The sequence below is a fragment of the Streptosporangium sp. CA-135522 genome, from assembly GCF_050949235.1.
Taxonomy (GTDB): domain Bacteria; phylum Actinomycetota; class Actinomycetes; order Streptosporangiales; family Streptosporangiaceae; genus Streptosporangium.
This window is the reverse complement of sequence record NZ_CP192026.1, coordinates 1,136,848-1,157,911: the sequence shown is the minus strand read 5'-3', so window position 1 is coordinate 1,157,911 and position 21,064 is coordinate 1,136,848. Positions and strand designations below refer to the sequence as shown.

General features: G+C 69.4%; 27 protein-coding genes. 17 read left to right on the top strand and 10 right to left on the bottom strand.

The genetic code is table 11. The features are described 5' to 3' along the window. Positions 1 to 6: 6 nt before the first annotated feature. Both ACQPYK_RS05785 and ACQPYK_RS05780 read right to left on the bottom strand, forming a co-directional pair. Positions 7 to 930 carry a hypothetical protein gene (locus tag ACQPYK_RS05785; RefSeq protein WP_433251355.1) on the bottom strand — a complete coding sequence of 308 codons (924 nt, stop codon included), beginning with the start codon at positions 928 to 930 and terminating at the stop codon, positions 7 to 9. A gap of 246 nt (positions 931 to 1,176) precedes the next feature. After that, positions 1,177 to 2,397, bottom strand: coding sequence for an MFS transporter (locus ACQPYK_RS05780; RefSeq protein WP_433251352.1), 1,221 nt, complete (start codon positions 2,395 to 2,397; stop codon positions 1,177 to 1,179). Between the two features lie 480 nt (positions 2,398 to 2,877). Between ACQPYK_RS05780 and ACQPYK_RS05775 the strand changes: the two genes are divergently transcribed. Both ACQPYK_RS05775 and ACQPYK_RS05770 read left to right on the top strand, forming a co-directional pair. Further along, positions 2,878 to 3,249, top strand: coding sequence for a DUF4267 domain-containing protein (locus tag ACQPYK_RS05775; protein ID WP_433251349.1), 372 nt, complete (start codon positions 2,878 to 2,880; stop codon positions 3,247 to 3,249). A gap of 95 nt (positions 3,250 to 3,344) precedes the next feature. Beyond that, complete coding sequence (locus ACQPYK_RS05770) at positions 3,345 to 3,761, top strand: DUF2871 domain-containing protein (RefSeq protein WP_433251346.1); 417 nt, start codon at positions 3,345 to 3,347, stop codon at positions 3,759 to 3,761. 134 nt (positions 3,762 to 3,895) lie between these two features. Here the strand turns inward: ACQPYK_RS05770 and ACQPYK_RS05765 are convergent, their stop codons facing one another. From ACQPYK_RS05765 to ACQPYK_RS05755, 3 genes are all read right to left on the bottom strand, one after another. Further along, positions 3,896 to 4,288 carry an STAS domain-containing protein gene (locus tag ACQPYK_RS05765; RefSeq protein WP_433251343.1) on the bottom strand — a complete coding sequence of 131 codons (393 nt, stop codon included), beginning with the start codon at positions 4,286 to 4,288 and terminating at the stop codon, positions 3,896 to 3,898. Beyond that, a complete protein-coding gene (locus ACQPYK_RS05760) occupies positions 4,285 to 4,794 on the bottom strand; it encodes a DUF5994 family protein (RefSeq protein WP_433251340.1) in 510 nt (169 codons plus the stop codon). The genes ACQPYK_RS05765 and ACQPYK_RS05760 overlap by 4 nt, the downstream gene beginning before the upstream one ends. Positions 4,795 to 5,032: 238 nt before the next feature. Then, positions 5,033 to 6,037 carry a glycerophosphodiester phosphodiesterase family protein gene (locus ACQPYK_RS05755; protein WP_433251337.1) on the bottom strand — a complete coding sequence of 335 codons (1,005 nt, stop codon included), beginning with the start codon at positions 6,035 to 6,037 and terminating at the stop codon, positions 5,033 to 5,035. Between the two features lie 85 nt (positions 6,038 to 6,122). Here ACQPYK_RS05755 and ACQPYK_RS05750 point away from each other — a divergent pair, with 85 nt between their 5' ends. The 7 genes from ACQPYK_RS05750 to ACQPYK_RS05720 all read left to right on the top strand — a co-directional run bounded on the left by ACQPYK_RS05750 (position 6,123) and on the right by ACQPYK_RS05720 (position 10,707). After that, positions 6,123 to 6,755 carry a hypothetical protein gene (locus ACQPYK_RS05750; protein ID WP_433251334.1) on the top strand — a complete coding sequence of 211 codons (633 nt, stop codon included), beginning with the start codon at positions 6,123 to 6,125 and terminating at the stop codon, positions 6,753 to 6,755. A gap of 387 nt (positions 6,756 to 7,142) precedes the next feature. Further along, the gene (locus ACQPYK_RS05745) at positions 7,143 to 7,502 is read left to right on the top strand and encodes a hypothetical protein (protein WP_433251332.1); all 360 of its coding nucleotides are present in this window, start codon (positions 7,143 to 7,145) and stop codon (positions 7,500 to 7,502) included. Continuing rightward, complete coding sequence (locus ACQPYK_RS05740) at positions 7,499 to 8,368, top strand: hypothetical protein (protein WP_433251329.1); 870 nt, start codon at positions 7,499 to 7,501, stop codon at positions 8,366 to 8,368. The genes ACQPYK_RS05745 and ACQPYK_RS05740 overlap by 4 nt, the downstream gene beginning before the upstream one ends. Beyond that, on the top strand, positions 8,368 to 8,751 hold the full coding sequence (locus tag ACQPYK_RS05735) for a YbaB/EbfC family nucleoid-associated protein (protein WP_433251326.1): 384 nt from the start codon (positions 8,368 to 8,370) through the stop codon (positions 8,749 to 8,751). The genes ACQPYK_RS05740 and ACQPYK_RS05735 overlap by 1 nt, the downstream gene beginning before the upstream one ends. Next, positions 8,744 to 9,136, top strand: a complete 393-nt coding sequence (locus ACQPYK_RS05730; RefSeq protein ID WP_433251323.1) for a YbaB/EbfC family nucleoid-associated protein — start codon at positions 8,744 to 8,746, stop codon at positions 9,134 to 9,136. Before ACQPYK_RS05735 ends, ACQPYK_RS05730 begins: the two co-directional genes overlap by 8 nt. Before the next feature lie 279 nt (positions 9,137 to 9,415). After that, positions 9,416 to 9,685 (top strand): DUF1876 domain-containing protein, encoded by a 270-nt coding sequence (locus ACQPYK_RS05725; protein WP_433251321.1) that lies wholly within the window; start codon positions 9,416 to 9,418, stop codon positions 9,683 to 9,685. 596 nt (positions 9,686 to 10,281) lie between these two features. Continuing rightward, a complete protein-coding gene (locus ACQPYK_RS05720; protein ID WP_433251318.1) occupies positions 10,282 to 10,707 on the top strand; it encodes a hypothetical protein in 426 nt (141 codons plus the stop codon). Between the two features lie 285 nt (positions 10,708 to 10,992). Here the strand turns inward: ACQPYK_RS05720 and ACQPYK_RS05715 are convergent, their stop codons facing one another. Continuing rightward, entirely contained in the window at positions 10,993 to 11,580 is a 588-nt protein-coding gene (locus ACQPYK_RS05715) for a TetR/AcrR family transcriptional regulator (protein ID WP_433251315.1), read from the bottom strand. A 139-nt stretch (positions 11,581 to 11,719) separates the two neighbouring features. Here ACQPYK_RS05715 and ACQPYK_RS05710 point away from each other — a divergent pair, with 139 nt between their 5' ends. The 3 genes from ACQPYK_RS05710 (at position 11,720) to ACQPYK_RS05700 (ending at position 14,540) form a co-directional block, all read left to right on the top strand. Continuing rightward, positions 11,720 to 13,144 (top strand): MFS transporter, encoded by a 1,425-nt coding sequence (locus ACQPYK_RS05710; RefSeq protein ID WP_433251312.1) that lies wholly within the window; start codon positions 11,720 to 11,722, stop codon positions 13,142 to 13,144. Between the two features lie 28 nt (positions 13,145 to 13,172). After that, positions 13,173 to 13,529, top strand: coding sequence for a nuclear transport factor 2 family protein (locus tag ACQPYK_RS05705; RefSeq protein WP_433251309.1), 357 nt, complete (start codon positions 13,173 to 13,175; stop codon positions 13,527 to 13,529). A gap of 183 nt (positions 13,530 to 13,712) precedes the next feature. Further along, complete coding sequence (locus ACQPYK_RS05700) at positions 13,713 to 14,540, top strand: alpha/beta fold hydrolase (RefSeq protein WP_433251306.1); 828 nt, start codon at positions 13,713 to 13,715, stop codon at positions 14,538 to 14,540. Between the two features lie 183 nt (positions 14,541 to 14,723). Here the strand turns inward: ACQPYK_RS05700 and ACQPYK_RS05695 are convergent, their stop codons facing one another. Next, on the bottom strand, positions 14,724 to 15,311 hold the full coding sequence (locus ACQPYK_RS05695; protein WP_433251303.1) for a TetR/AcrR family transcriptional regulator: 588 nt from the start codon (positions 15,309 to 15,311) through the stop codon (positions 14,724 to 14,726). A gap of 105 nt (positions 15,312 to 15,416) precedes the next feature. On the opposite strand from ACQPYK_RS05695, the gene ACQPYK_RS05690 reads away from it, so the two are divergent. The 5 genes from ACQPYK_RS05690 (at position 15,417) to ACQPYK_RS05670 (ending at position 19,053) form a co-directional block, all read left to right on the top strand. Continuing rightward, the gene (locus ACQPYK_RS05690) at positions 15,417 to 15,599 is read left to right on the top strand and encodes a hypothetical protein (protein WP_433251300.1); all 183 of its coding nucleotides are present in this window, start codon (positions 15,417 to 15,419) and stop codon (positions 15,597 to 15,599) included. 70 nt (positions 15,600 to 15,669) lie between these two features. After that, complete coding sequence (locus tag ACQPYK_RS05685; protein ID WP_433251297.1) at positions 15,670 to 16,239, top strand: dihydrofolate reductase family protein; 570 nt, start codon at positions 15,670 to 15,672, stop codon at positions 16,237 to 16,239. A gap of 473 nt (positions 16,240 to 16,712) precedes the next feature. After that, positions 16,713 to 17,012, top strand: a complete 300-nt coding sequence (locus tag ACQPYK_RS05680) for a hypothetical protein (protein ID WP_433251294.1) — start codon at positions 16,713 to 16,715, stop codon at positions 17,010 to 17,012. Positions 17,013 to 17,227: 215 nt separating this feature from the next. Next, positions 17,228 to 17,734: a SigE family RNA polymerase sigma factor gene (locus ACQPYK_RS05675; protein ID WP_433251291.1), complete on the top strand. Its 507-nt coding sequence runs from the start codon at positions 17,228 to 17,230 to the stop codon at positions 17,732 to 17,734. Then, a complete protein-coding gene (locus ACQPYK_RS05670) occupies positions 17,731 to 19,053 on the top strand; it encodes a TolB family protein (RefSeq protein ID WP_433251288.1) in 1,323 nt (440 codons plus the stop codon). Before ACQPYK_RS05675 ends, ACQPYK_RS05670 begins: the two co-directional genes overlap by 4 nt. A 372-nt stretch (positions 19,054 to 19,425) precedes the next feature. On the opposite strand, the gene ACQPYK_RS05665 is transcribed toward ACQPYK_RS05670, so the two are convergent. The 3 genes from ACQPYK_RS05665 to ACQPYK_RS05655 form a co-directional block, all read right to left on the bottom strand. After that, positions 19,426 to 19,662 (bottom strand): DUF397 domain-containing protein, encoded by a 237-nt coding sequence (locus tag ACQPYK_RS05665; RefSeq protein WP_433258701.1) that lies wholly within the window; start codon positions 19,660 to 19,662, stop codon positions 19,426 to 19,428. A gap of 33 nt (positions 19,663 to 19,695) precedes the next feature. Beyond that, the gene (locus ACQPYK_RS05660; protein WP_433251285.1) at positions 19,696 to 20,148 is read right to left on the bottom strand and encodes a DUF5753 domain-containing protein; all 453 of its coding nucleotides are present in this window, start codon (positions 20,146 to 20,148) and stop codon (positions 19,696 to 19,698) included. A gap of 79 nt (positions 20,149 to 20,227) precedes the next feature. After that, entirely contained in the window at positions 20,228 to 20,980 is a 753-nt protein-coding gene (locus ACQPYK_RS05655) for a class F sortase (RefSeq protein ID WP_433251282.1), read from the bottom strand. Positions 20,981 to 21,064 lie beyond the last annotated feature (84 nt).

Below are 21,064 nucleotides of genomic sequence, written 5' to 3'. Positions count from 1 at the left end.
CTCCGGTCAGCCTCGGGTCGCCGTACGGCGGCGCAGCACCAGCCCGCCGATCGCCGCGAACGCCACCATCAGGGCACCGCCGAGGACGATCATCCGGGCGTCAGGTCCGGCCTCCCCGCCGCCGCCCGTGGAGGCGCCGCCGCCGGGGGTCTCGTCGATCTGCCGGTCCTTGGGGGGATGGGTCGGCTTGGAGGTCTTGGTCCTGGTGACGGTGACGACCGGGTCGGGGAGCGTGGTCGTCGTCGGGGACCCGCTGCCCGTGGTCGTCGGGGTCGGAGAGGGGGTCGGGGAGCCCGTCCCGGTCGAGGCGCCCGACGGCTTGACCGTGATCAGCAATGCCGCGGCGCTCGCCTCCGCCGAGGCGGTGGTCGCGACGACGCAGTCGTACAGCAGGTTCCCGGTGGTGGACCCCGTCGCGGTGGTCGGCTGCAGGTAGAGGCTGAAGGCCTCCGGCTGGATCGCGACGACGCCGGTCGCGGTGGGGGTGATCGTGATCAGCACGTTGGGCAGCTGGAGCGGGGCGCCGGACGCGACCGCGGCGGCGACGGCGGTGGCCCCGACCGTCTGGAGTTGTGAGGGGACGATCGAAGGGCTGCTGGTGATGAGCGCGTCCCCGTCGACCACGAGGCGTTCGGTCGCGGAGATGGCCGAGGGGGCGACGAGGGAGGGCGGGGCGGCGGGCTGCCGGATCGCCCAGGTCGCCACGACGGCGGAGTTCGGCGTCGGCGCCAGCGGGCCCGTGATGTCCATCTGCAGCTTGTACATGGCGCTCGCCGAGGTGCCCGATGAGGAGGTGCAGGTATAGGAGACCGTCTTCGGGGCGGCCAGGGAGGCGATCGCCGGGACGGCGCCGAAGAAGATGCCTCCACATGCTGCTGCGATGGCGGCTGTCTTGACCGCGACGCGGCGACGCGTCTTGGACTTCAGCACAGTCTCTCCCCATTTCGGAATGGTTGTGCGCTTTGGGCGATTGCCCACGATTCCAGGCGATGGTCACAGTCAGGCATAGATCCTATGAACAGAGGCCGTGAGATGCGCGCATCTCGGCAAAACGGGCACAAATTCCTTCCCGTCTCACTCCTGCCGACTTCACCCGCCACCACCCCCGCCCACCACACCCCGCGCCATCCGGCGGACGCCCCTCCTCCAGCCGGACGGCGTGCCGAACGCGACCCCTCAGACACGACCTCTGGACCGCTCGTCACCGCGTCGCGACCGGTCGCCGCGGGCCAGTGCGAAGGCCAGGACGAGGTACGGCACGGCGAACACGGCGAAGATCACACCATGTCCGGTCACCGTCGAGGCCGCGGCGTAACCGGCGAAGACGGCGATGCCCGCCACCTCCGCGCCCAGGCCTGCCAGCGAGGTCACCGTGGCGCGGGCCGGACCGGCGATGCCGTCCTGAAGCCGCGCGTCGGCCAGCACGGTCGCCAGTTGGAAGAGGCAGAAAGCCGCCGCGATCGCGACGAAGCCCGTCGCGACCCCGCTGATCGCTCCCGCGCCGAGCGCCAGCGCCGCGACGGCGAGGGTCGCGGCGAACGCCCGGTCCGTGAAGCGCCGCCCGGTCGCGGCGAGCACGCCACCGAGAGCGACCCCCGCCGAGACCAGGAGCACCAGGAGGGGCACGACGTAGGCGGCGACACCGGTGCCGGCCGCGAGCAGGGGCACGTACTCCTCCAGCGCGCCCCATACCGCCGACACCACGGCCACCAGCAGCACCGCTCGCCGTACCGGCCGGCTGGAGCGCATCTCCCGCGCGCCGTCCCGCAGGATGCGGGCGTAGGCGCCCGGCGGCATCCCCTCCGGGCTCTCCTCTCGGTGCTCGGGGAAGGTCATGGCGACGACCGCGCACAGCACACAGGCCAGGACGCTGGCCGCACCGAGCAGCCGATAGCCGCCCAGGGCGAGCACCGGGGCGGCCGTGGCCGTGGCCGTCATGACGGCGACGGTGCTGGCCGCACGGGCGCGACCCATGATCGTGACGTAGCGGTCGGCCGCGCCCAGGTGCTCGAGTTCGGTGTAGACCAGCGCCTCCATGGCGCCTGACTGCAGCGCCCCCGAGGTGCCCCAGAGCACGAAACCCGCGGCGAACGCCCAGTAGGAGGGGACGGCGATCCACAGGACGTAACCGGCCGCCGCGAGCAGCGGCGCCAGGACGAGGAGCAACCGCCGGGAGACGGCGTCGGCCCACACCCCGGACGGCACCTCCATCACCAGGGAGGTGACCGACCAGATCACGAACAGCGAGGAGATCTCGGCGGTGGACAGGCCGGTCTCGACGAACAGCAGGGCATAGACCGGGTAGAGGAGGATGAAGTCATCCAGGAACATGTAGCCGTAGAGCGTCGCGGCCAGGCGCTTGGAGCATGCGCCGGGCGCGCGTGAAAGAGAGATCATCGAGAGGTCTTTCTCGCGGGAGACGGTGCGGGCCGGTGATGCTCGGCGTCTCCGGCGGCGCGCGACAGCGTGTCCCGCGTCGACCTCTGGTGATGGGTTAATGTCGCCAGGCCATGCGCCCGACTCTACCGCCGGGCCACCCGACCGGCCCAACCCTTTTTCCGGCGGTCCGGCCGTCTCGGCTCCCCCGCGGCACTCCCCGAAGGCGGCCGGGCACCGGGGCGGATCGCCGCCCGGATCGAGGTGGCGGACGTTTCTCCGGCCGCCGAGATATCCCCGCTCTACGGTGTGGACCCGGCTCGCCTCCGAGCCGGAGCGGGCTCCCGGACCGCCATAATGATCGGCCGCTTCCGTTCCGCCCGCTCGGGTTCCCAGCGCGCCTGGAGCTGGTGCGGCTGAAATTCTAGCGCCACTAGTTTTTCTGTCGGAGTAATGTTAGTGTCGCCCTTGTTCCTAGCGATGCTAGAAAAGGAAAACGCCTTGCTTACCCCCATCGCCTACGGGCTGGCCGTCGTCCTCGTCCTGTTCGTCGTCTTCATCGGCGCGCGATTCCTCGTGTCCCCCCGAGCCGCGGCCACCGGCTACGGCGTTCCCGCCAAGCAGGAGGGAGACGCCGCCTACCTGACCATCAAGGGCCTGCGCGACCTCACCTCCGGCATCATCGGCCTCGCCCTGATCGCCTTCGCCGACGCCCACGCCGTGGGCTGGTTCATGCTGGCCGTCGCCCTCACCCCCCTCGGCGACACCGTCATCGTCCTACGCCACGGCGGCACCAAGGCCGCCGCCTTCGGCATCCACTTCGCCACCGCCGTGGTCGTCCTCATCAGCGCCGCCCTCCTCTTCGCCGTCTGAGCCCGGCCTGTCGAGAACGTCTGAGCCCGGCCTGTCGAGAACAGGCCGCCACCCCAACCCGCCCCCGGGAAAACCCGCCCCCCACGGAGACCATCGTGAAGAAGATCTACTACGCGGCGCACACCTACATGATCGTCGGCGTGATCAGCGGCCTGTACTACCGCGAGCTCACCAAGCTGAACGACTTCACCGGCGACACCCAGCTCGGGGTCGTGCACACCCACCTGCTCGCCCTCGGGATGCTGTTCCACCTCATCGTGCTGGCGCTGGAGAAATTGTTCACCCTGACCGACAGCAAGCTCTTCGACTGGTTCTTCTGGGTCTACAACCTGGGTCTGGCACTGACCGTGCTCATGATGACCGTCCACGGCACCCAGACGGTCCTCGGCGCCACGACCGGTGCGGCCATCTCCGGCATCGCCGGATTGGGACACATCGTGCTGACCGTGGGCCTGATCCTGTTCTTCACCAACCTCGGCAAGCGGATCCCCGCCCAAAGCGGACCGCGGTGAGCCCGTCCGGTGAATCCACCGCCGACCGCCGGGCCCGGATCACCTGGGTCACCGAGAAGGGCCGCCGCGCCGAGACCCGGGACGAAGGTTCCGCCGCGGTCCGGAGCCGGCGAGTGAGACTCCTGTCAGTCCCCTCAATCCCCGAGCCGCGCCTGGACCGGCAGCTTGAGCGTCTTCGGCTCGTCCGTACCGTTGCCGTGGATCGTGAAACTGCGGTCCAGGCCGGTGACGCGCAGCAGCGCGACCGTCTGGGCGCAGGGCGCGGACAGGCGCAGAGCGATGCCGAGCGCTCTGGCCCGGCGCTGGACACCGACCAGTACGGCCAGCCCGGACGCGTCGCGGAACGACACCCGGGACAGGTCGAGGATGAGCGGACCCGAGCTGCTCCACAACACGCGGAGCAGACGTTCGCGCAGGGCGTGGCTGGTGAAGATGTCGATCTCGCCGTACAACGGGACGACGGAGGCGGCGGGATGGACGGGCCGGGGGGCCGCTCCACGGCGGCTCCGGGTTTTCATGGTGGTCATGAGATCTCCTTCGGACAAGCGATGAGTTCTCCCATGGCCGATCGGCGGCGCATGGCGGTAAGGATGTCTATCGGGCGGACGCGACCGGCGCCGGTGAGCAGCGCTTCCACGGCCGGAGCACGCGCGGTTCCCGACGGGACCACCAGCAGATCGACGTGCTCCATCCCCGCCAGGGTCAACCTGATCAGGCCGAAGTCGGCGCCCCGGAACCAGTCGACCATGACCTGCCTGCCACGGGCCGGAACGCGACGCGGGATGTCGTCCCACGCGTCCAGATGAAGGGCTATCCGCAGGATGGCGCGGCCCAGCCGCTGGTCCACCGCGGCGATGAGACCGGGCAGTTCGACGGCGGCGTTCCGTGAGTACGGCCACCACGCCCCGTCCACGACGTTGCGACGGCCGAGCGCGGGATCCAGGCTGAGGCGTACCGCGGAGGAGGTGGTCGCGGGGACGGCATCGGCGATGATCGTGAGCGGGGTGATGCGGGAGAGGAGTTTCGGCGTCATGATCGCCCGGCCTGCCTCGGCCCGGGACGGGCCGAAATCACATTTCGCCTCGGGCGACGCCAACCTGAATGCCAACGTACGGGATGTCCTCGGTACACCCAGCGTACTCCCCCGGATGCGCTCATGGCCGGACATCGACCCGGCTCGTCGCGCCTGATCACCTGGGCACACCGCCCCGGCTCCATGGCCGGGGCGGCGAACTCGCCATAGGACTTCCGGACGGCCCGGTCACGGAGGGTCAGTCTCCGGAGAACAGCCGATCCCGTGTGGTGCGCGCGATGCCGGGGTCGTCGGCGAGCACCCCGTCCACCTGGAGGCCGTACAGCCGCTCCAGCCAGCCCGCCACGTCCCCCGCGGCGTGCGGGTAGGCCGGATCGGCGGGATCGCCCCGCCTGTAGTCCGCCGGAAGCCTGGCGTTCTCGTCACGGATGGTCGAGACGTGGACCTGGAGGCCCAGATCATGGGCATTCCGGACGAGCGAGGTGGGCGGCTTCAGCCTCCCGTCGGAGCCGACCGGCACGACCCGCGTGGTGGTCACGCCGATGCCGTCGGCGTACCGGGCGATCTGCCGCAGGCCCTCCGGGGTGACGAGGTCGTCGCAGGTACGGGAGTCGCCGTCTTTCGCCAGGTCGTACGGCACGCCGCCGCCCGACCCGATGAGCTGGACGAGCCGCAGCCGGGTGACGGATCGCAGCGCCCTGAGATTTCCGGTCTCGAAGGACTGGATGAACACCGGGGCGCACGCGTCGTCCCAGCCGTGGCGCCGGAGGGTCTCCAGCAGCGGCCCCTCGATCGGCAACCCGATCGAGGCGAAGTAACTCGGATACTTGATCTCGGGGTAGATGCCCACGCCGTGCTTCTGCGCGAGCTGGATGATCTCCTCCAGCGTCGGGATCTGCGCCTGCCCGTCGTATACCGCGTTACCCGGCCGCCGGCGGGGATAGCGCTCCCTCGCCCGGAGGGTGCGCAGCTCGTCGAGGGTGAAGTCCTCGGTGAACCAGCCGGTCACCCGGCCACCATTTATGACCTTGGTCGTCTTGCGCCCGGCGAACTCGGAGTGGGCGGCGATGTCGGTGGTCGCGGACAGTTCGTTCTCGTGTCGGGAGACCAGCACATGGTCCTTGGTGGAGACGAGGTCGGGCTCGATGTAGTCGGCGCCCAGCCGGATGGCGGTCTCGTAGGCGAGAAGGGTGTGCTCGGGCCGGAAGGCGCTGGCCCCCCGATGGGCGACGACGATCGGCATGTGAGCGCCCCGCTCGATCAGGGCGGCCGCCGGAGACTCGGGCCGGCGGGGAGGGGCGGACTGGACGGGGGGCGCCGACCGTCCCGTGGGCGCGGACGCGGGCGTGGACGTGGAGGGGGCGGGGTGGACGGGACGGGACGGAGACGCGGGCCGAGCCGGGGACGCGGGCCGAGCCGGACGCGCGTGGCGGGTCGGGTGCGCGTGGCGGGTCGGGTGCGCGTGGCGGGTCGACCGCGAGGATCGTGCCGGTCGTGCGGCCCTGGCCGACCGTACGGACCTGGTCAGCTTCGGCGACCGCGCCCTCTTCGAGGACCGTGTCCCTTTCAGGGACCGCACCGCCCTCGGGAACCGCGCCATGCGCGCGGGCCGAGTCGAACTCACCGGCGGAGCCGAACCGGCGGAGCTCGCCGGCTCTGCGGGGACGGCCGCGTTCGATAGCGAGGCCGAACCGGTGGACCGCGCCGGGCTCGAAGGCCGGGTGGCGCCTACGGGTCGGATCTCGCTCGCGTGCCGAGTCGAGCCGGTGAACCGGGCCGGGCTCACGTGCGGAACCGGTCCGCTGGGCCGGGCGGAGCTGGGGGGCTGGAAGACGGCGATCGTCACCCCTCCGACGAGCACGACCAGGATACTGAGCGACATCTTCCCGACCACCCGGGTACACCCCCACTTTCTGGGCTTGCGGGGGGCGCACTGGTACAAACACCCTTACCCGGGATGATCGGGCGGCTAACGGTCGGCGAGCTCCGAAAGCACGGCGGTAGGGCCGGGGTCGGTCCCGCCTGCCGTCGACAGTCATGGAGCCGCACTCGGGCGTGCAGCCAACGGGCGCCGCCTGTCAGTCAACGGGTGCCGCCTGCGCGGCGACCGGCCAGGCGATGCACGCGACGGCCGGCGCGCCCGCCACGAATACCCGACCGGGTTATGGCCGAACACCCATCTTGTCCTGGTTTGTCCAAGCAAATCAAAGTTTCGTAGACGTAAACGGATCTTGTCCCTTACATGCCGTTGATCGGGGACGATCACCCGGGTAGTGAGACCGCATCGGCCCCTGTCCGGTGCTTCCTGCACGCCCTTCCCCCCTCTGTACGAATGGACGGTGCATCGAGTGGTCGATGAAAAGCTAGGTCCGGGCAACAAGGACGGATACGAGTCGGGCACGGAGAGCATCGTCAAGTTCGCCACCGTGATGGACTCGGCCGGGTCAGTGGTGAGCCGGCTCAGGGAGACGACCCCCAAGTTCAATGCCCTGGCGGGCTGGCTCCCGGTGGTGCCCGGCATGCCTGCCATAGGGGCGTTCTACTACGAGCGGTTCAACGCCATCGCCGGCGTCTGGGCCGACTGCGCCGGAATCCTCCAGGAAGTGCTCGAAGTCGACAGCGAAAAGCTCTATCTCGTCGCCAAGAACTACACGGACGCGAGCGGCGATGCCCATGCCGCCGTCGGCGAGATCGGCAGTGGAGGATGACGACGAACTCGGGCGGGCCCTCCGTGCCCAACGGCAAGGACCCGGGCAAGCCGTCCCCGCTCAACGGCGGCCACGGCAGGCTCCCCACCGGGCCCGGAGCGACAGAGGTCAGCAAGGGCCCTAAGCCGTTCCGTCCCGTCGCCATCGCCCAGAGGCCTCCCAACGACGCCTTCTTCAAGTCGGTCGTCGGGAGGATGAGGTCCAGCTCGCGCGTGATCTGGGCCGGACTGGGCATGAGCGGGCTCAGCATCCCGGGAAGGGTCCTCATGGTCGCCGTCGCGGCCAACCTCGGAAACCCTCTGCTGTTCAGCGACAAGCGGAACACCTGGAAGGAGATGCACGGCTGGCTCAAGGGCGCGGGTGGCTGGGACACATGGCTGGGGTACTTCAACGAGATTCCGCCGAGGTGGAAGGGCCACGCGGTCGACCTCTTCCAGCAGTACATCCGGTTCAAGCTGACCGGAATGTTCGACACGCTCGGCGCGAGTGCCAAAGACTACAGCGCCGCCATGGAAGGCCAGCGCAAGGATGTCCTGGAGTACGACCTCGCGGCGGTCACCCTGTTCACCACGGTTCAGGACAAGTTCGCCCTGCTGCTTCCGGCCAGCACCACCCCCATGGGCAGGCTGGCCCTTCTGGCCCGCAGCGCCGTCTTCCTCACTTCCGCCAGCGCTCTGCTCAAGCAGTTCGCCGACATCTACAACCAGTACGAGAGCCAGCTCAACGACCTCGAGATGAAGCTCTACGACGTCAAGGGCGCCTTCTACATCGCCGGCGACCAGTCGAAGGGGCCACGCGACATGCACGCCGACCCCGCGGTCGCCGACCCCAAGAACTGGACACCGGTCACCCCTGGAGGCAAGTAGTGAAGCACGACCCCTTCGGGGGCGACGCCGGCAGGCTGGCAGGCGAGATCGAGGGCTGGGTCGACACGCTGGCCACGACCATCCGCGAGCTGAACGATCAGGAGCTGACGGGCGCCGACGGGAGCGGCCGGGTGCTGGCCACGGTGACCGGCTCAGGACGGGTGCTACGTGTGTCCATCGCCCCCAGGGCCATGCGCGAACTCGACAACGTGGCGATCGCCGCGGCGATCATGGAAGCCGTCGGGGCCGCGCGTGAGGCGATGGGCGAGAGCCTGACCAAGGCGATGGAGACGCTCAACGGCGGGCCGGGGCAGGCCGACCTCGGCGACGATCCGCTTGCCGCGTACTTCGAGGCCGTGCTGGGGGAGGACGACCATGGATGAGCGGGGGGAGCTGGAGGATCTGCGCGAGCTCGGCGAACGGCTCGCGGAGACGTCGGCCAGGATCGGAGAGACCATGGCCGCCTGGGCCTCGCTACGCTTCACCGGCACCGCCGCCGACGGTGGTGTCGTGGCGACCGTGGACACCACGGGCAACCTGCTGGCACTGGACATCAGCGTGGTGAGCAAGCGGCGGCTCGACGGCGTGACACTCGGCGACGCCGTGGTCAAGGCGATCCGGGCGGCCGAGCGGGCGGCAGCGGAGTCAGAGGCCACGATGACGCGGGAGCTGGAGCAGATCACCGGCCCGCGCGTCGGCAAGCTGCTCAGTGACTCCCAGCGCTCCTTCGAGGAGCGCAGTGGCCTCTGGATCGACCCGGACGAGTAGGGATCCCGGATCCGCCGTGTCCATTCGGCGCTCGGGCTTTTCGTTCCGGTCGTCGGACTGGCGACCGCAGCCGCTCAGTGGCCATTTCCTGCGACTTTCCGGCCTCCTCGGCGAAGCGCGCCGTCGCGACCACGGTACGGGTGGCTTCGCCAGGCCGGGCATCATTGGAGGAAATTTCCTCTTATAGCAGGTTTTGCGTAGCAAAGCGGCACTATGCCCGGCTTGAGGCTCTTCCGATGACGGCGACGGAGGAGGACTCTTGAAGGGGAGGTGTTCGCAATGGAATCAAAGCAATGGGATGTGCAGATATTCATCAGCGAGGACGACGACGACGCCGTCACCACCGCAAAGGTCGTGCTGATGACGCCGGACGGCAGGAGGCGGGAGAGCGTCGCCTATGCCCGGCGCAATCCGGAGGACCGACCCGTTCCGACGATCGGCGATGAGCTGGCGGCGGGACGCGCCCTGTCCGACCTGGCAGGCAAACTGATGAGGGAGGGCGCCGAAGACGTCGCCCAGTTGGCAGGGCACGCGCCCAGGGCATGGTGAGCTTCGCTCATCCCTGAAGCTCCATCGAATCCGCCGTTCCCGCGCTTCATCGGGTCCGCGGAGAGCCCGAGCCGGGTAGACCCGGCCCTCGCCGGGCTTGACGGCGGGGTCGCGCCCTCAAGCGACCCCGTCCGCCTCCGGCGACGAACCGATACCGTCGAATCGACGGACCATGGATCGACTGATCGACACCGCCAGATGGATCGATGCCCGTCAGGCCGACGGAGCGGCGCCGTCAAGCCGACGGATCGACGCCGTCAGATCACGACAGCGACTCGAGCCGCGCCCAGTCCGGCCGGCCGCCCCTACCCCTGTCATGGGAGCCGAACGACTCCCCCCGCCAGCGTGGCCGCGTGTCCCCCGAATCCCTGTACCGCCTGCTCCCCTGGCCTCCGGGCCGGCCGTACGGCCAGTCCCGCGGTCGCTCCGCCTGGACTCCGGGCCGGCCGTAGGACCAGTCTCGCGGTCGCTCCGCCCCGGAGCCCCTGGGACGGCCGTACCCGCCCGGGCCTCCGGGCCGGCCGTACGCCCAGTCTCCCGGCCGGTCGGCCTTCGGCCCGCCGGGCCGATCGAGCATCCGGTCCCGATAGCGCTTGATGACCGACTCCGGTGGCCTGCCCGGCCGGTCCTGCGGTCTCCTGTCCGCGGAGCTCCCGGGCCGGCCGTACGCCCACTCCCGGTGCCGGCCGGTGCCCGGACCTCCCGGCCGGCCGTACGCCCAGTCCCTCGGCCGCCTGGTTCCCGGGTTCGGACGCCTGTCCGCCCAGTCTTCCGGCCCTCTGTCGGCCAGACTCGCGGGCCGCCCGAATACCCGCCCGCCGTCTGCCAGACTCGCGGGACGTCCGAACACCCGTCCACCGTCGGTCAGGCTCGCGGGACGTCCGAACACCCGCCCCCGATGCCATCTTCTGATCGTCGAGTTCGGTCGCCTGCCCGTCCAGCTCGCCGGCCGCTTGGCCGTCGAGTTTCCCGGCCGCTTGACCACCCAGCTCGCCGATCGATCGGCCGGCGACTTCGAATGATGGACGGCACTGAGCACCGACACGCCTATGACCACGGCCATCACACCGGCCCGCACAACGCTCACGTGAGTACACCCCCGTTTTCCGATCTTCGGGGGGCACGCTTTCACAGGGCTCTCTACCCCGGTTGTCCGACAAGTAACGATCATAAACGACAGACGCGCAGGTCACGGGATGTGCGAGCACCACATTTCGAGAGGGGTCACGGCCAGGGTCCGGCATCGGGGCGAGCGGACGACACCATGCGGCGCATCCCGATGAGCCCGCCGACCGGGTCGTGGCGGGTCAGGGAGTCTCGGCCAGGTGCTGATCGATCACGGCCTTGGCCGTGGAGACTGCCAGGTCGGCCGGTCCGTCCGGGCCCAGGGCCGCGCCGTTGGCGTAAAGACCGGCGATGACGAGCATCAGCGTGTCGGCCAGCCGGTCCGGTTCGGCGGCGCCCGCGCCGCGGGCGAGCGTGCGGAACCGTTCGCGCATCCGCTGCAGGTGCGCGACCGCTTCCTGACGGCCGGGATGGACGGGGTCACGGAACTCGGCGGAGGTGTTGTAGAAGGTGCAGCCCTGAAAGCCCGGGGACAGGACCCGTTCGTGCGCGAGCTCCACGATCGCCAGCAACTGCCGGGCCGGGTCGCCGGCGTGACGGCCCGTCACGTTGTCGACCGCCTGCCACCACTGCGCGTCGCTTTCCCGCAACCAGGCCGCGACGAGATCGTCCTTCCCCGGGAACTCGCGGTAGAGCAGGCTTTTGCCCAGCCCCGTCTCGTCGACGACCTGCTGCATGCCGACGGCCCGCACGCCCCGCTCACCGAACAGGCGGGCGGCGACGTCGAGAATGCGCTCCCTCGTACCGGGAGCCGGCCTGCGTGCCACCATCCGCTCCTTTCCTTCGCCCCTGCGTGAACCGAGTCTGACACAGCCCCGGTTGACATCAGAGCCACCGTACCCCAATTATGGACCAATCAGTCCGGGACCGATCGGTCCGCTAAATTTACATGTGATCGGAGCTTGACCCATGACCGAGACCCCGACCGTCTCCCCACCGGACACACGGAAAGCCTCCCCGCCGGACTCTCCGAAGGGCGGCCAGGTGAGAAACGTCGGCCTGCTGCTGGCGGTGGTGTGCGCGGTGCAGTTCCTCGACGCGATGGACATCGCGAGCATGGGACCCGCCCTGCCGCAGGTGCAGCGGGATCTGGGCATGTCCGCGGACGCGCTGCAGTGGGTGGTGAGCGCCTACGCGCTGGGTTTCGGCGGCTTCCTGCTGCTGGGCGGCCGGCTGGCCGATCTGTTCAGCCGCAGGAGGCTGCTGATCGGCTGGTTGCTGGTGTTCGCGGTGGCGAGCCTCGCCGGCGGCCTGGCCGATGACGGCCTCGTCCTGGTGGTCGCCCGCCTGCTCAAGGGCGTCAGCGCGGGTTTCACCGCCCCGGTGGCGATGGCCGTCCTGCTCGACGCGTTCCGCGAGGAGAAGGCGCGCAACCGGGCGCTGGGGACGTTCCTCGCCATCTCCTCCGCCGGATACTCGCTCGGCCTGGTGCTCGGCGGGCTTCTGACAGAGCTCAGCTGGCGGCTGGTGCTGTTCCTTCCCGCCGCGGTCGGCGTCGTCGTCGCCGTCCTGGCCTCCATCGTCGTCCCCCATGGCCGGCGACACGAGGGCGGGCGCGGGCGTCTCGACGTCCTGGGCGCCGTGACCGTGACCGGCGGCGCGCTCGCGCTCGTCTACGGGGTCGGCCGCTCCTCCGCCACCGGATGGGGCGACCCGATCACCGCCGGCTCACTGGCCGCCTCCGTCGTACTGCTCGTCGCATTCGTGCTGGTGGAACGGGCGCACCGGGCGCCGCTGGTACCGCTAGCGATCTTCACCCGGCCCCGGATGTCGCTCGCGAACCTCTGCATGCTGATGTTCGGCGCCTATGTCGCCTTCCAGTTCGTCCTCACGCTCTACTACCAGAACGAGCTCGGCTGGTCACCGCTGCAGGCCGCGCTCGCCTTCCTGCTCGGCGGCGCGCTCACCGCCGGCACCGCGCGGTACGGCGCCTCCGCGGTGACCAGATACGGTGTCTGGCCGGTGGCCACCGCCGGACTGCTCATGCTCGGCTCGGGCTACCTCGCCTGGGTGTTGCTGATCGGCCGGGTGGACCCGCTCGTGATCCTGATCGTCCAGCAGTTGCTCGGCGGCTTCGGGTTCGCCGCCGCCTATCCGGCGCTGAACATCGCCGCCGTCGCGAGCGCCCGGGAGGACGAGCAAGGACTGGCCGCGGGCCTGTTCAACGCCTCCGCCCAGCTCGGCACCGGCTTGGTGATCGCCGTCACCGCCACGACGCTCACCTCCCACGCCGACGCCGCCCTGGGCGGCTACCGGGCCGGGTTGTGGACCATCACCGCCATCACCGCCGTCATCGCGCTGCTCGCCGCCATGGGCGCCAAGCGCGCTTCCTGAAACAACTACCGGAAACAAGGAGACCACGATGTCCGACGAGACGACGATCGCGATCATGAATCGGTTCAACGAGGCGTTCCTTCGCCACGACCCCAGCCTCCTGGACGGTCTCGTGGCCGAGGACTGCGTCGTGGAGAACACCGGACCCGGGCCCGACGGATCACGCCACGTGGGGCGTGAGGCGTGCCTCGCGCTCTGGTCGGGGATCGCGAGCTCACGGGACTCGGAATTCGAACCCGAGGAGATCTGGGCCGCCGGCGACCGAGCCGTGATCCGCTGGCGGCTGCGGTGGGGACCGGGCGCCGCGGACTCCGTGCGCGGCGTCAACCTGATGCGGCTGCGGGACGGCCTGATCGTGGAGGCCATGGGTTACGTGAAGGGCTGACCGGTGCGGCGGCGGAGGCACCGCCGCACCGGCCTGCACATCGCCGAGGTCGCCGACGGCGCCCGGCTCCAACCCTGTCCAACTGTCAGCAAAGGGCGGGAATCATCGGATTGGTCACCATACGGGCTGGGAAGTTTCGATGTCGTCTCCGCGCAAGGCGGCGACCAGGACGGGGGACCCGACGTGGGATTCATCACGACCGATGACGACACCGAGCTCTTCTATAAGGACTGGGGATCCGGGCAGCCGGTGGTCTTCAGTCACGGCTGGCCGCTCAACGCCGACGCCTGGGAGGACCAGGTCCGCTTCGTGGCCGAGAACGGTTACCGGGCCGTCGCGCACGACCGGCGCGGCCACGGTCGCTCCGGCCAGGCGTGGAACGGCCACGACATGGACACCTACGCCGACGACCTGGCCCAGGTGATCGAGCGGCTCGACCTGCGCGACGCGGTGCTGGTCGGCCACTCCACCGGCGGCGGCGAGGTGGCCCGCTACATCGGCCGTCACGGCACCTCCCGCGTGGCCAAGGCCGTTCTGGTCGGCGCCGTGCCACCGGTGATGCTGAAGTCGGACTCCAACCCCGAGGGCACTCCGATGAAGGCCTTCGACGACATCCGGGCCGGCGTGCTGGGAGACCGCGCGCAGTACTGGAAGGATCTCGCCTTTCCCTTCTACGGCGCCAACCGTCCCGGGTCCGACGTGTCGCAGGGCATCCGCGAGGCGTTTTGGCTTTGGAGCATGCAGATCGGGCTGAAGGCCGCCTACGACTGCGTCAAGGCGTTCTCCGAGACCGACTTCACCGAGGACCTCAAGCGGTTCGACGTGCCGACCCTGATCGTGCACGGCGACGCCGACCAGATCGTTCCCATCGACGCCGCGGGCAGGAAGTCGGCGGAGATCATCAGGGACGCGACGCTGAAGGTCTACTCCGGGGCCCCACACGGCCTGGCCAACATCAACCCCTACAAGGATCAGTTCAACGAGGACCTGCTGGCCTTCATGAGGAGTTGACCGAAGTGGGCCCATGTCCTCCGCCCTCGCCGAGACCGGCGAGGGCTCGGCGCATGCCTCTTCTCGGCCGGCGACCCGCTCCGACGCGTCCATCGCACCGCAACATGGCGAGGTCCGCCTTGACCGTGCTCGGCTCACACGGCAGCCCGGCACCCGGGAAGGTCGCCTGGGCGCGCGCCGGCGTCAGGCCGAACGGCCGGGGCCGGGCAGGATGCGTTCGACCACGTCGGTGACCAGGCCGTGGATCTGCTCCTCGGGAAAGATGTCGGGCAGCGTGAGCCGCTCCAGGATCAGCCAGTTCAGCGCCAGATAGAGCAGCACCACGGTGGTCGCGTCGCCGGGCAGGCCGGCCCGCGTGTGGTGGTCGACGTTGGCGTCGAGGTCGGCGCGGATGCGCTCGGTGAGCAGGCGCCGCAGCTCCGGACGGCGGGTGGCCTCCAGGCGCAGTTCCAGCAGTGCCAGGTAGCCGGAGCGGAAGTGGCTGACACGTTCCACCAGTTCGTGCATGAGCTCGGTGACCTTGTCACGGTTCCGGGGGCCCTCCAGCGCGGTGGCGAGTGCGCCGGGATCGGGCTCCAGCCGCTCGTAGAAGCGGTGGCCGACCTGGGTGAGCAGGTCGTCGCGGTTGCTGAAGTAGTTGGAGGCCGTGCCGTTGGGCACCTGCGCCTCGATGTCGACGGCACGGAAGGTGAGCCCGCGCGCCCCCTCGCGTGCCAGGACCTCGATGGCCGCGTCGAGGAGGGCCGCCCGCCGTGCCGGATTCTGCCGCATCGCAATCTCTCCTTGGGTCGGTGTTGACACCACTCTAGGCGTAGTACTACGGTTCAACCACTCCGAACAGAGTACTACACACAGAGTGTTTCCAGGAGGAAACAAATGCGAGCCCAGCCCAACACCACCATCGCCTTCGCCGCACCGGTCACCATCACCTCGTCTTTGAGCGCCGACCCGGGCTCCCGGTCCTTCCCCCAGCCCAAGCCGGCGCGGCGGCAGCACAACCCCAAGCCGCGTTCGGCGCCGCAGCCCAGGCCCCTGCCCAAGCCCGGCGGCAACCGGTAACCCTGCGCGACCCGGCCGCGGACCCCGCCCCAATCGAAAACCACCCAAAGACCATAAATAAGGATCAAATATGCGAAAGCTTGTTTACTACATCGGCATGACGATCGACGGCTTCATCGCCGCCCCCGACGGAAACCCCGAGTTCTTCCCGGTGACGCAGGACGTCATCGACTTCATCGTCGAGGACTACCCCGACGCCCTGCCGACGCATGTACGCGAGCAGTTGGGCGTGGACGTTCCGAACCGGAACTTCGACGTCGGAGTGCAGGGGCGCGTCACCTACGAGCCCGCCCTGGAGATCGGTGTCACCAGCCCGCACGCCCATCTGCGCCAGTACGTGGTCTCCGAAAGCATCGAGGAGAGTCCCGACCCGGCGGTCGAGATCGTCTCCGCCGACGTGGTCGGCAAGATCCGGGAGCTGAAGGCCGAGGACGGCAAGGACATCTACCTGATGGGCGGCGCCCGCCTGGCGGGCGCCCTGCTCCCGGAGATCGACGCGCTCGTCGTCAAGCTCTACCCGGTGGTCGCCGGAGCCGGGATCCCCCTGTTCACCACCGACTTCTCCCCCACGTACTTCGAGCTCACCGGCAACCGCACGCTCGACAGCGGCACGATCATCCTCACCTACGACAAGAAGTGATCACCGTGGTGACCCGCGGCCCCGGTACGCACCACACCGGGGCCGCCCACCAATGCCCCGACCACGTACACCTTCCCGCCACCACCGACCCCTTCCGGTGATCCACCACCGCGCGGGGAGGACCGGAGGCAGTCGCGGGGGATGGATCGGTGGGATCCCCGGGTGCGAAAAAGGCACGCACACCGCGATGACCTACCCCGGCATTGCCGTACGGCTCAGGCGACGCTCCCGCGAGCGCAGGTCTCCGACGAGGCCGACATGACAGTCGGTCACCGAAACGCTCTCCTCGATCACCATCCGCTACGGATGGGTAATCTTCCCGGTTCAAGGCTTTGGATTTCCCTGGATGACCGTCGAAGTCCTCTCCCCATAGCGTGGAGGCCTGGTTCTACGTCGTGCCGGACACCGGCGCGGCGTTCCGTCAGCCCGGGCATCGCCCAAGGCGCAACCGATTCGACGTGGAGTGATCTGTCATGCTCGCAATCAGGAACGCTCTCGTGGCCGGAACAATGGCGGCCTCCGCTCTCATCGCCCCCGTGACCTCGTCGGCCCAGGCCGCGACCACCGGCACCATGGCCGAGATGTCCAAGACGACCACCAGCCCCATTCTCACCTCCGCCCAGAAGCCCTGCTCGAAGCACAAGAATCCCGCCAAGTGCCGCGCCCGGCACGGCGCCGGCCATGGCAAGAGCCACGGCGGCGGTGGCGGTGGCGGTATCAGCGACGACGGCCAGCCCGGCCTCGGCGGCACCGGCGCCGGCATCGACAACTGACATACCGGCGGCGGTGCCGAGCGGGCACCGTGAAGCCGGCCGCGTCCCGCCCGGCGCCCTGAGCCGATGCCCGCCCTGAGCCGATGCCGACGGCCCGAGTCCCGTCGGCATCGCCCACCCCGGCGAAGAACATGTCCTGAAAAATAGTCCCCGTCCGATGCAACATTTTCGTCCCTTGAGCCGTCTGGGTCGTGATGACCAAGAAGGGACGACGAGTGGACGACGACCCCGGCTTCGACGACTTCGTGGCCGAGCACGCGGACGCGCTGCTCCGCTACGGGTACGTCCTGACCGGAAATCCTCATGACGCCGCCGACCTCCTCCAGGAGGCTCTGGTACGGCTGCGCGGCGCCTGGCCGAGGGTGAGACGCAAGGACAATCCGAACAGTTACGCCCGGACCACGATGGCGCGGCTGCACATCAGCGTCTGGCGGCGGCACAGACGCGAACACCTCACCGCACAGCCGCCGGAGCGGGCGCATCACGAGGCCTTTCCCCCGGACGATGACGAAGGGATCTGGGAAGAGCTGGCCGCGCTGCCCCGCAGACAGCGCGCCGTGCTGGTGCTGCGCTACTACGAACAGCTCACCGACACGGAGATCGCCAAGGTGCTCGGCATCTCCGCCGGGACCGTGCGCAGCCAGGCCTCCCGTGGCCTGGACAAGCTGCGTTCCGCCCTCTCCCCCTCCCCCGTAACGGCGACCCACGGGAGCCCCCGATGACCGAGCTGGAAGAGAAGCTGAGCCGCGCCCTCTCCGGAGCGGCGCACCGCGCGCCGCAGGTCCCGGCCGGGCTGACCGCGACGGTCGAGACGCGCCACCGCCGGCGGCGGGCGCGGACCGCCGCCGTGCTCGCGGCGGCGGCGGTGGTCGTGGTGGCGGGCGGAGCGGGCGTGGCGGTGAACGCCCTGCGCGCCTCGGCCCTACCGAACCCCGCGGTCAGCGCGACCGACGGGGCGAAGCCGCCGACGAAGCCGGCGGCGGGCACGATCCCGCCGCCCATCGAGAAGGTGTGGCCGCGGGCCGTACACAAGATCCCTGCCAGACTGCCCGACGGCCGCGCGTACTACCCGCAGCTCCTCCTCGACGACCACACCCTCCTGGTCGTGACGGGCGCCCTCGACGGGGACCGCCAGTTCCTGTGGAGCTACGACCTGGGCACCGGAAAGCCCAGCCGGATCGCCGAGATCCCCCCGACGAAGGGTTCGGCTATCTACGCCGACGGCATCGCCGCCGGTGGCGGCGACATCGTCTGGTGGGCGTCCTACAAGGAGCCGGGCGGCCCGCGGGTGGCCCGGATCTGGACGGTGCCGGTCACCGGCGGCAAGCCACGGCAGGTGACCGACGTCCCCCTTGGAAACGTCATGAAGGAGGGGCACATCAACGGCCTGTCCGTGACGGGCTCCGACGTGGTCTTCGCCTACGAGAAGGGCGGGGTCTACCGGGTGCCTCTGAGCGGGGGCAGGCCGCGGCCGGTGAAGGGCGCCGAGCGGCACCACATCCTGCAGTGGCCGTGGGTGGGCGTCCACCGCGGGAAGGCGGTCTTCCGCGAGCTGCTCAACGTCGAGACCGGCGAACGGCGCGACGCCGTGGTCAAGGCCGACGAGGAGGTCAGGTGCGGCCTCGACCGGTGCGCGGGCATGGCCGTGCGATACGAGACCGTCAAGGTCGAGCGCCCCCGCGACCGCTCCGGGAAAGAGATCAGATGCGGCACCCGCCGCTGCCCTGACACCACACGGAGCCAGACCGTCCTGCGCAGGTTCGTCCGTGACCGCGACGGCTCCCGGGAACGTGAGCTGCCGGCCGACTTCCGGATGGGTGACGACGCCGGGCTTGAGCGCTTCTTCAAGGTCGATGTGCTGAGACCGGGAAACCTGTACGTCCTGACCCTCTACGACGCCGACACCGGCAGGTCCGCCGACCTCGGCATACGGCCGGGCAACAAAGGGGGCATGGGGATTCCCGATGGCGGCCTCGACCGGCTGATGACCTACCAGATCGACGACGAGATGTACGTCCTGGACCTGGCCACCATCAAGTAGAGGACCCGGGACGGCAGGTGCCATCCCGCTGCGGGCCGTTCGACGGGAAGCGCACAGGTGAGCGACGCCGGGGGCGTGCGCTTCCCGCCGAACGCCGGCCCCGGTTCCCCTTCCAGGGCGGGAACAACTCCGAGCGGCCGGCGGTTACACCTCCCGTAACGGTGTGTTCAGTGTCCCCCGGGCCTAACCCACTGCCAACGCGGATCACCGTACGGCTGGAGCCGCGTCGAGCCTTTCGCCGAGAGGCGACCTGCACACCGTTGCACGAACGTCGAAACCCTGCCGGGAGTCCTTCCCGGCGGGGTTTCGCAGTTCCAGCCGGCCCCTGGGTCCATCCGCCGGGCAGCGGGCGAACGGACGGCCGGATTCTCGTCAGACGTCGAACTCGTCGGCCTTCACACCCTTGACGAACGCGGCCCACTCGGAACGAGTGAAAGTGAGCTTCGGACCGTTCGGGTCCTTGGAGTCACGGACGAGGTAATGCTCATCGGCGTCGGCCTTATGACCAGCCAGAGTCGGGTCGCCCGGAACTACCGCCACTTCGACGCAGTCAGCACCGCCATTACCGCTGAAGCTGCTCTTGCGCCAGGTGACGCGGGAAGAGTCCATCGTGGACACCAGCGCCTTCCTACTCGTGGTCTCTCAGGGGGTCTCCTCGGCTATACGCACGATCAGAGCACGTGACTCATCGGGACCAAGCGCCCTCGCGCGCAGATGATCGAAGAGCTTGGCATAGGCGTCCACATCCGACTGCCGCTCCAGATACAAGGAACCTTGCCGATATTCAACGTACACGACATCTCGATCGGCATCTTCTGGGAATCCCAGCAGATGGAACCCACCGTGCATGCCCGGGTGAGCCCCCGCGTGAAACGGGAGCACCTGCAGCGTGACGTTGTTCAGACGTGAGACCTGGCCGAGCCTTTGAAGCTGCTCACGCATGGTTTCGGTACCACCGACCGCCCGGCGCAGTGCAGCCTCGCCCAGCACGACCCATAGCTCAGGGGCGTCAGGAGAAGTCAGACGTTCCTGCCGTCTGAGGCGGACGGCGACCCGGCGCTCGAGCTCCTCATCCGCGTGGAGCGGGGCGCTCATCCGGGAAGCGGCCCCGCTCCGCGCTCATCGGGTCCGTTCAGAAGGCCGAACGACCGTGCTCCGCCTTCCGCCGGTGCGATCAGGCGCGGCGGGTCTTCGAAAGGGTCGCGTAGACGATGATGTTGTCGGTGTAGTGGCCGATCTTGCGGTTGTAGACGCCGCCGCAGGTGATCAGCCGCAGGGTGGCCTCGCCCGTGTTGCCGTAGACCCGCCTCGACGGGAAGGCCTTCTTACTGACCTGTTCCACGCCGTCGACCGTGAACTCGACGATCGTCTTGTCCGACCGGGACACCTTGATCGTGTCCCCGCGCTTGATCTCCTTCAGCCGGCTGAAGACGGCGGCCCCGTTGCGCGTGTTCACGTGCCCGAGCACCACCGAAGGCCCCTGCTGCCCCGGGATCGGCCCGTACTTGTACCAGCCCGCCTGGTTCGGCTTGCTCAGCGGAGGAGTCTGGATCTCCTTCTTGGAGTCCACCCCCAGCGGCATGAGCGGAGCCAGCAGGCCGATCTTCGAGATGGCGATCCGGTACGGCTTCACGCCGACGCTCTTGAGCGGCTCCGGCGGCTGGACGACGGGCAGCGGGGGCGGCGCGGTGGGCGCGGCGGCCGTCAACGGCACATCCAGCCCACCGGGCCCCACCCCCGGGGAGTACGCCAGCGCCGGGTCCTGCTGTTGCGATGCCGGGGTGTCCGTCACCACACCATTGGCCGCCTGCGGCACCGGAGGCCCGTAGATCTCCTCGGCCGCCGGGGTCAGGTAGGCGAGCAGCCCCGCCATGATCGCGACCACTCCGCCGAGTGAGCCGGTCACCAGCAGCGCCGGGAGCAGCATGCCCCCCTTGGGCTTGGGGGGGTGGCCGCCTCCGTGATACGGATCGGGACCACCCTGCGAAGGCCCTGGATACATCCGGTGTGC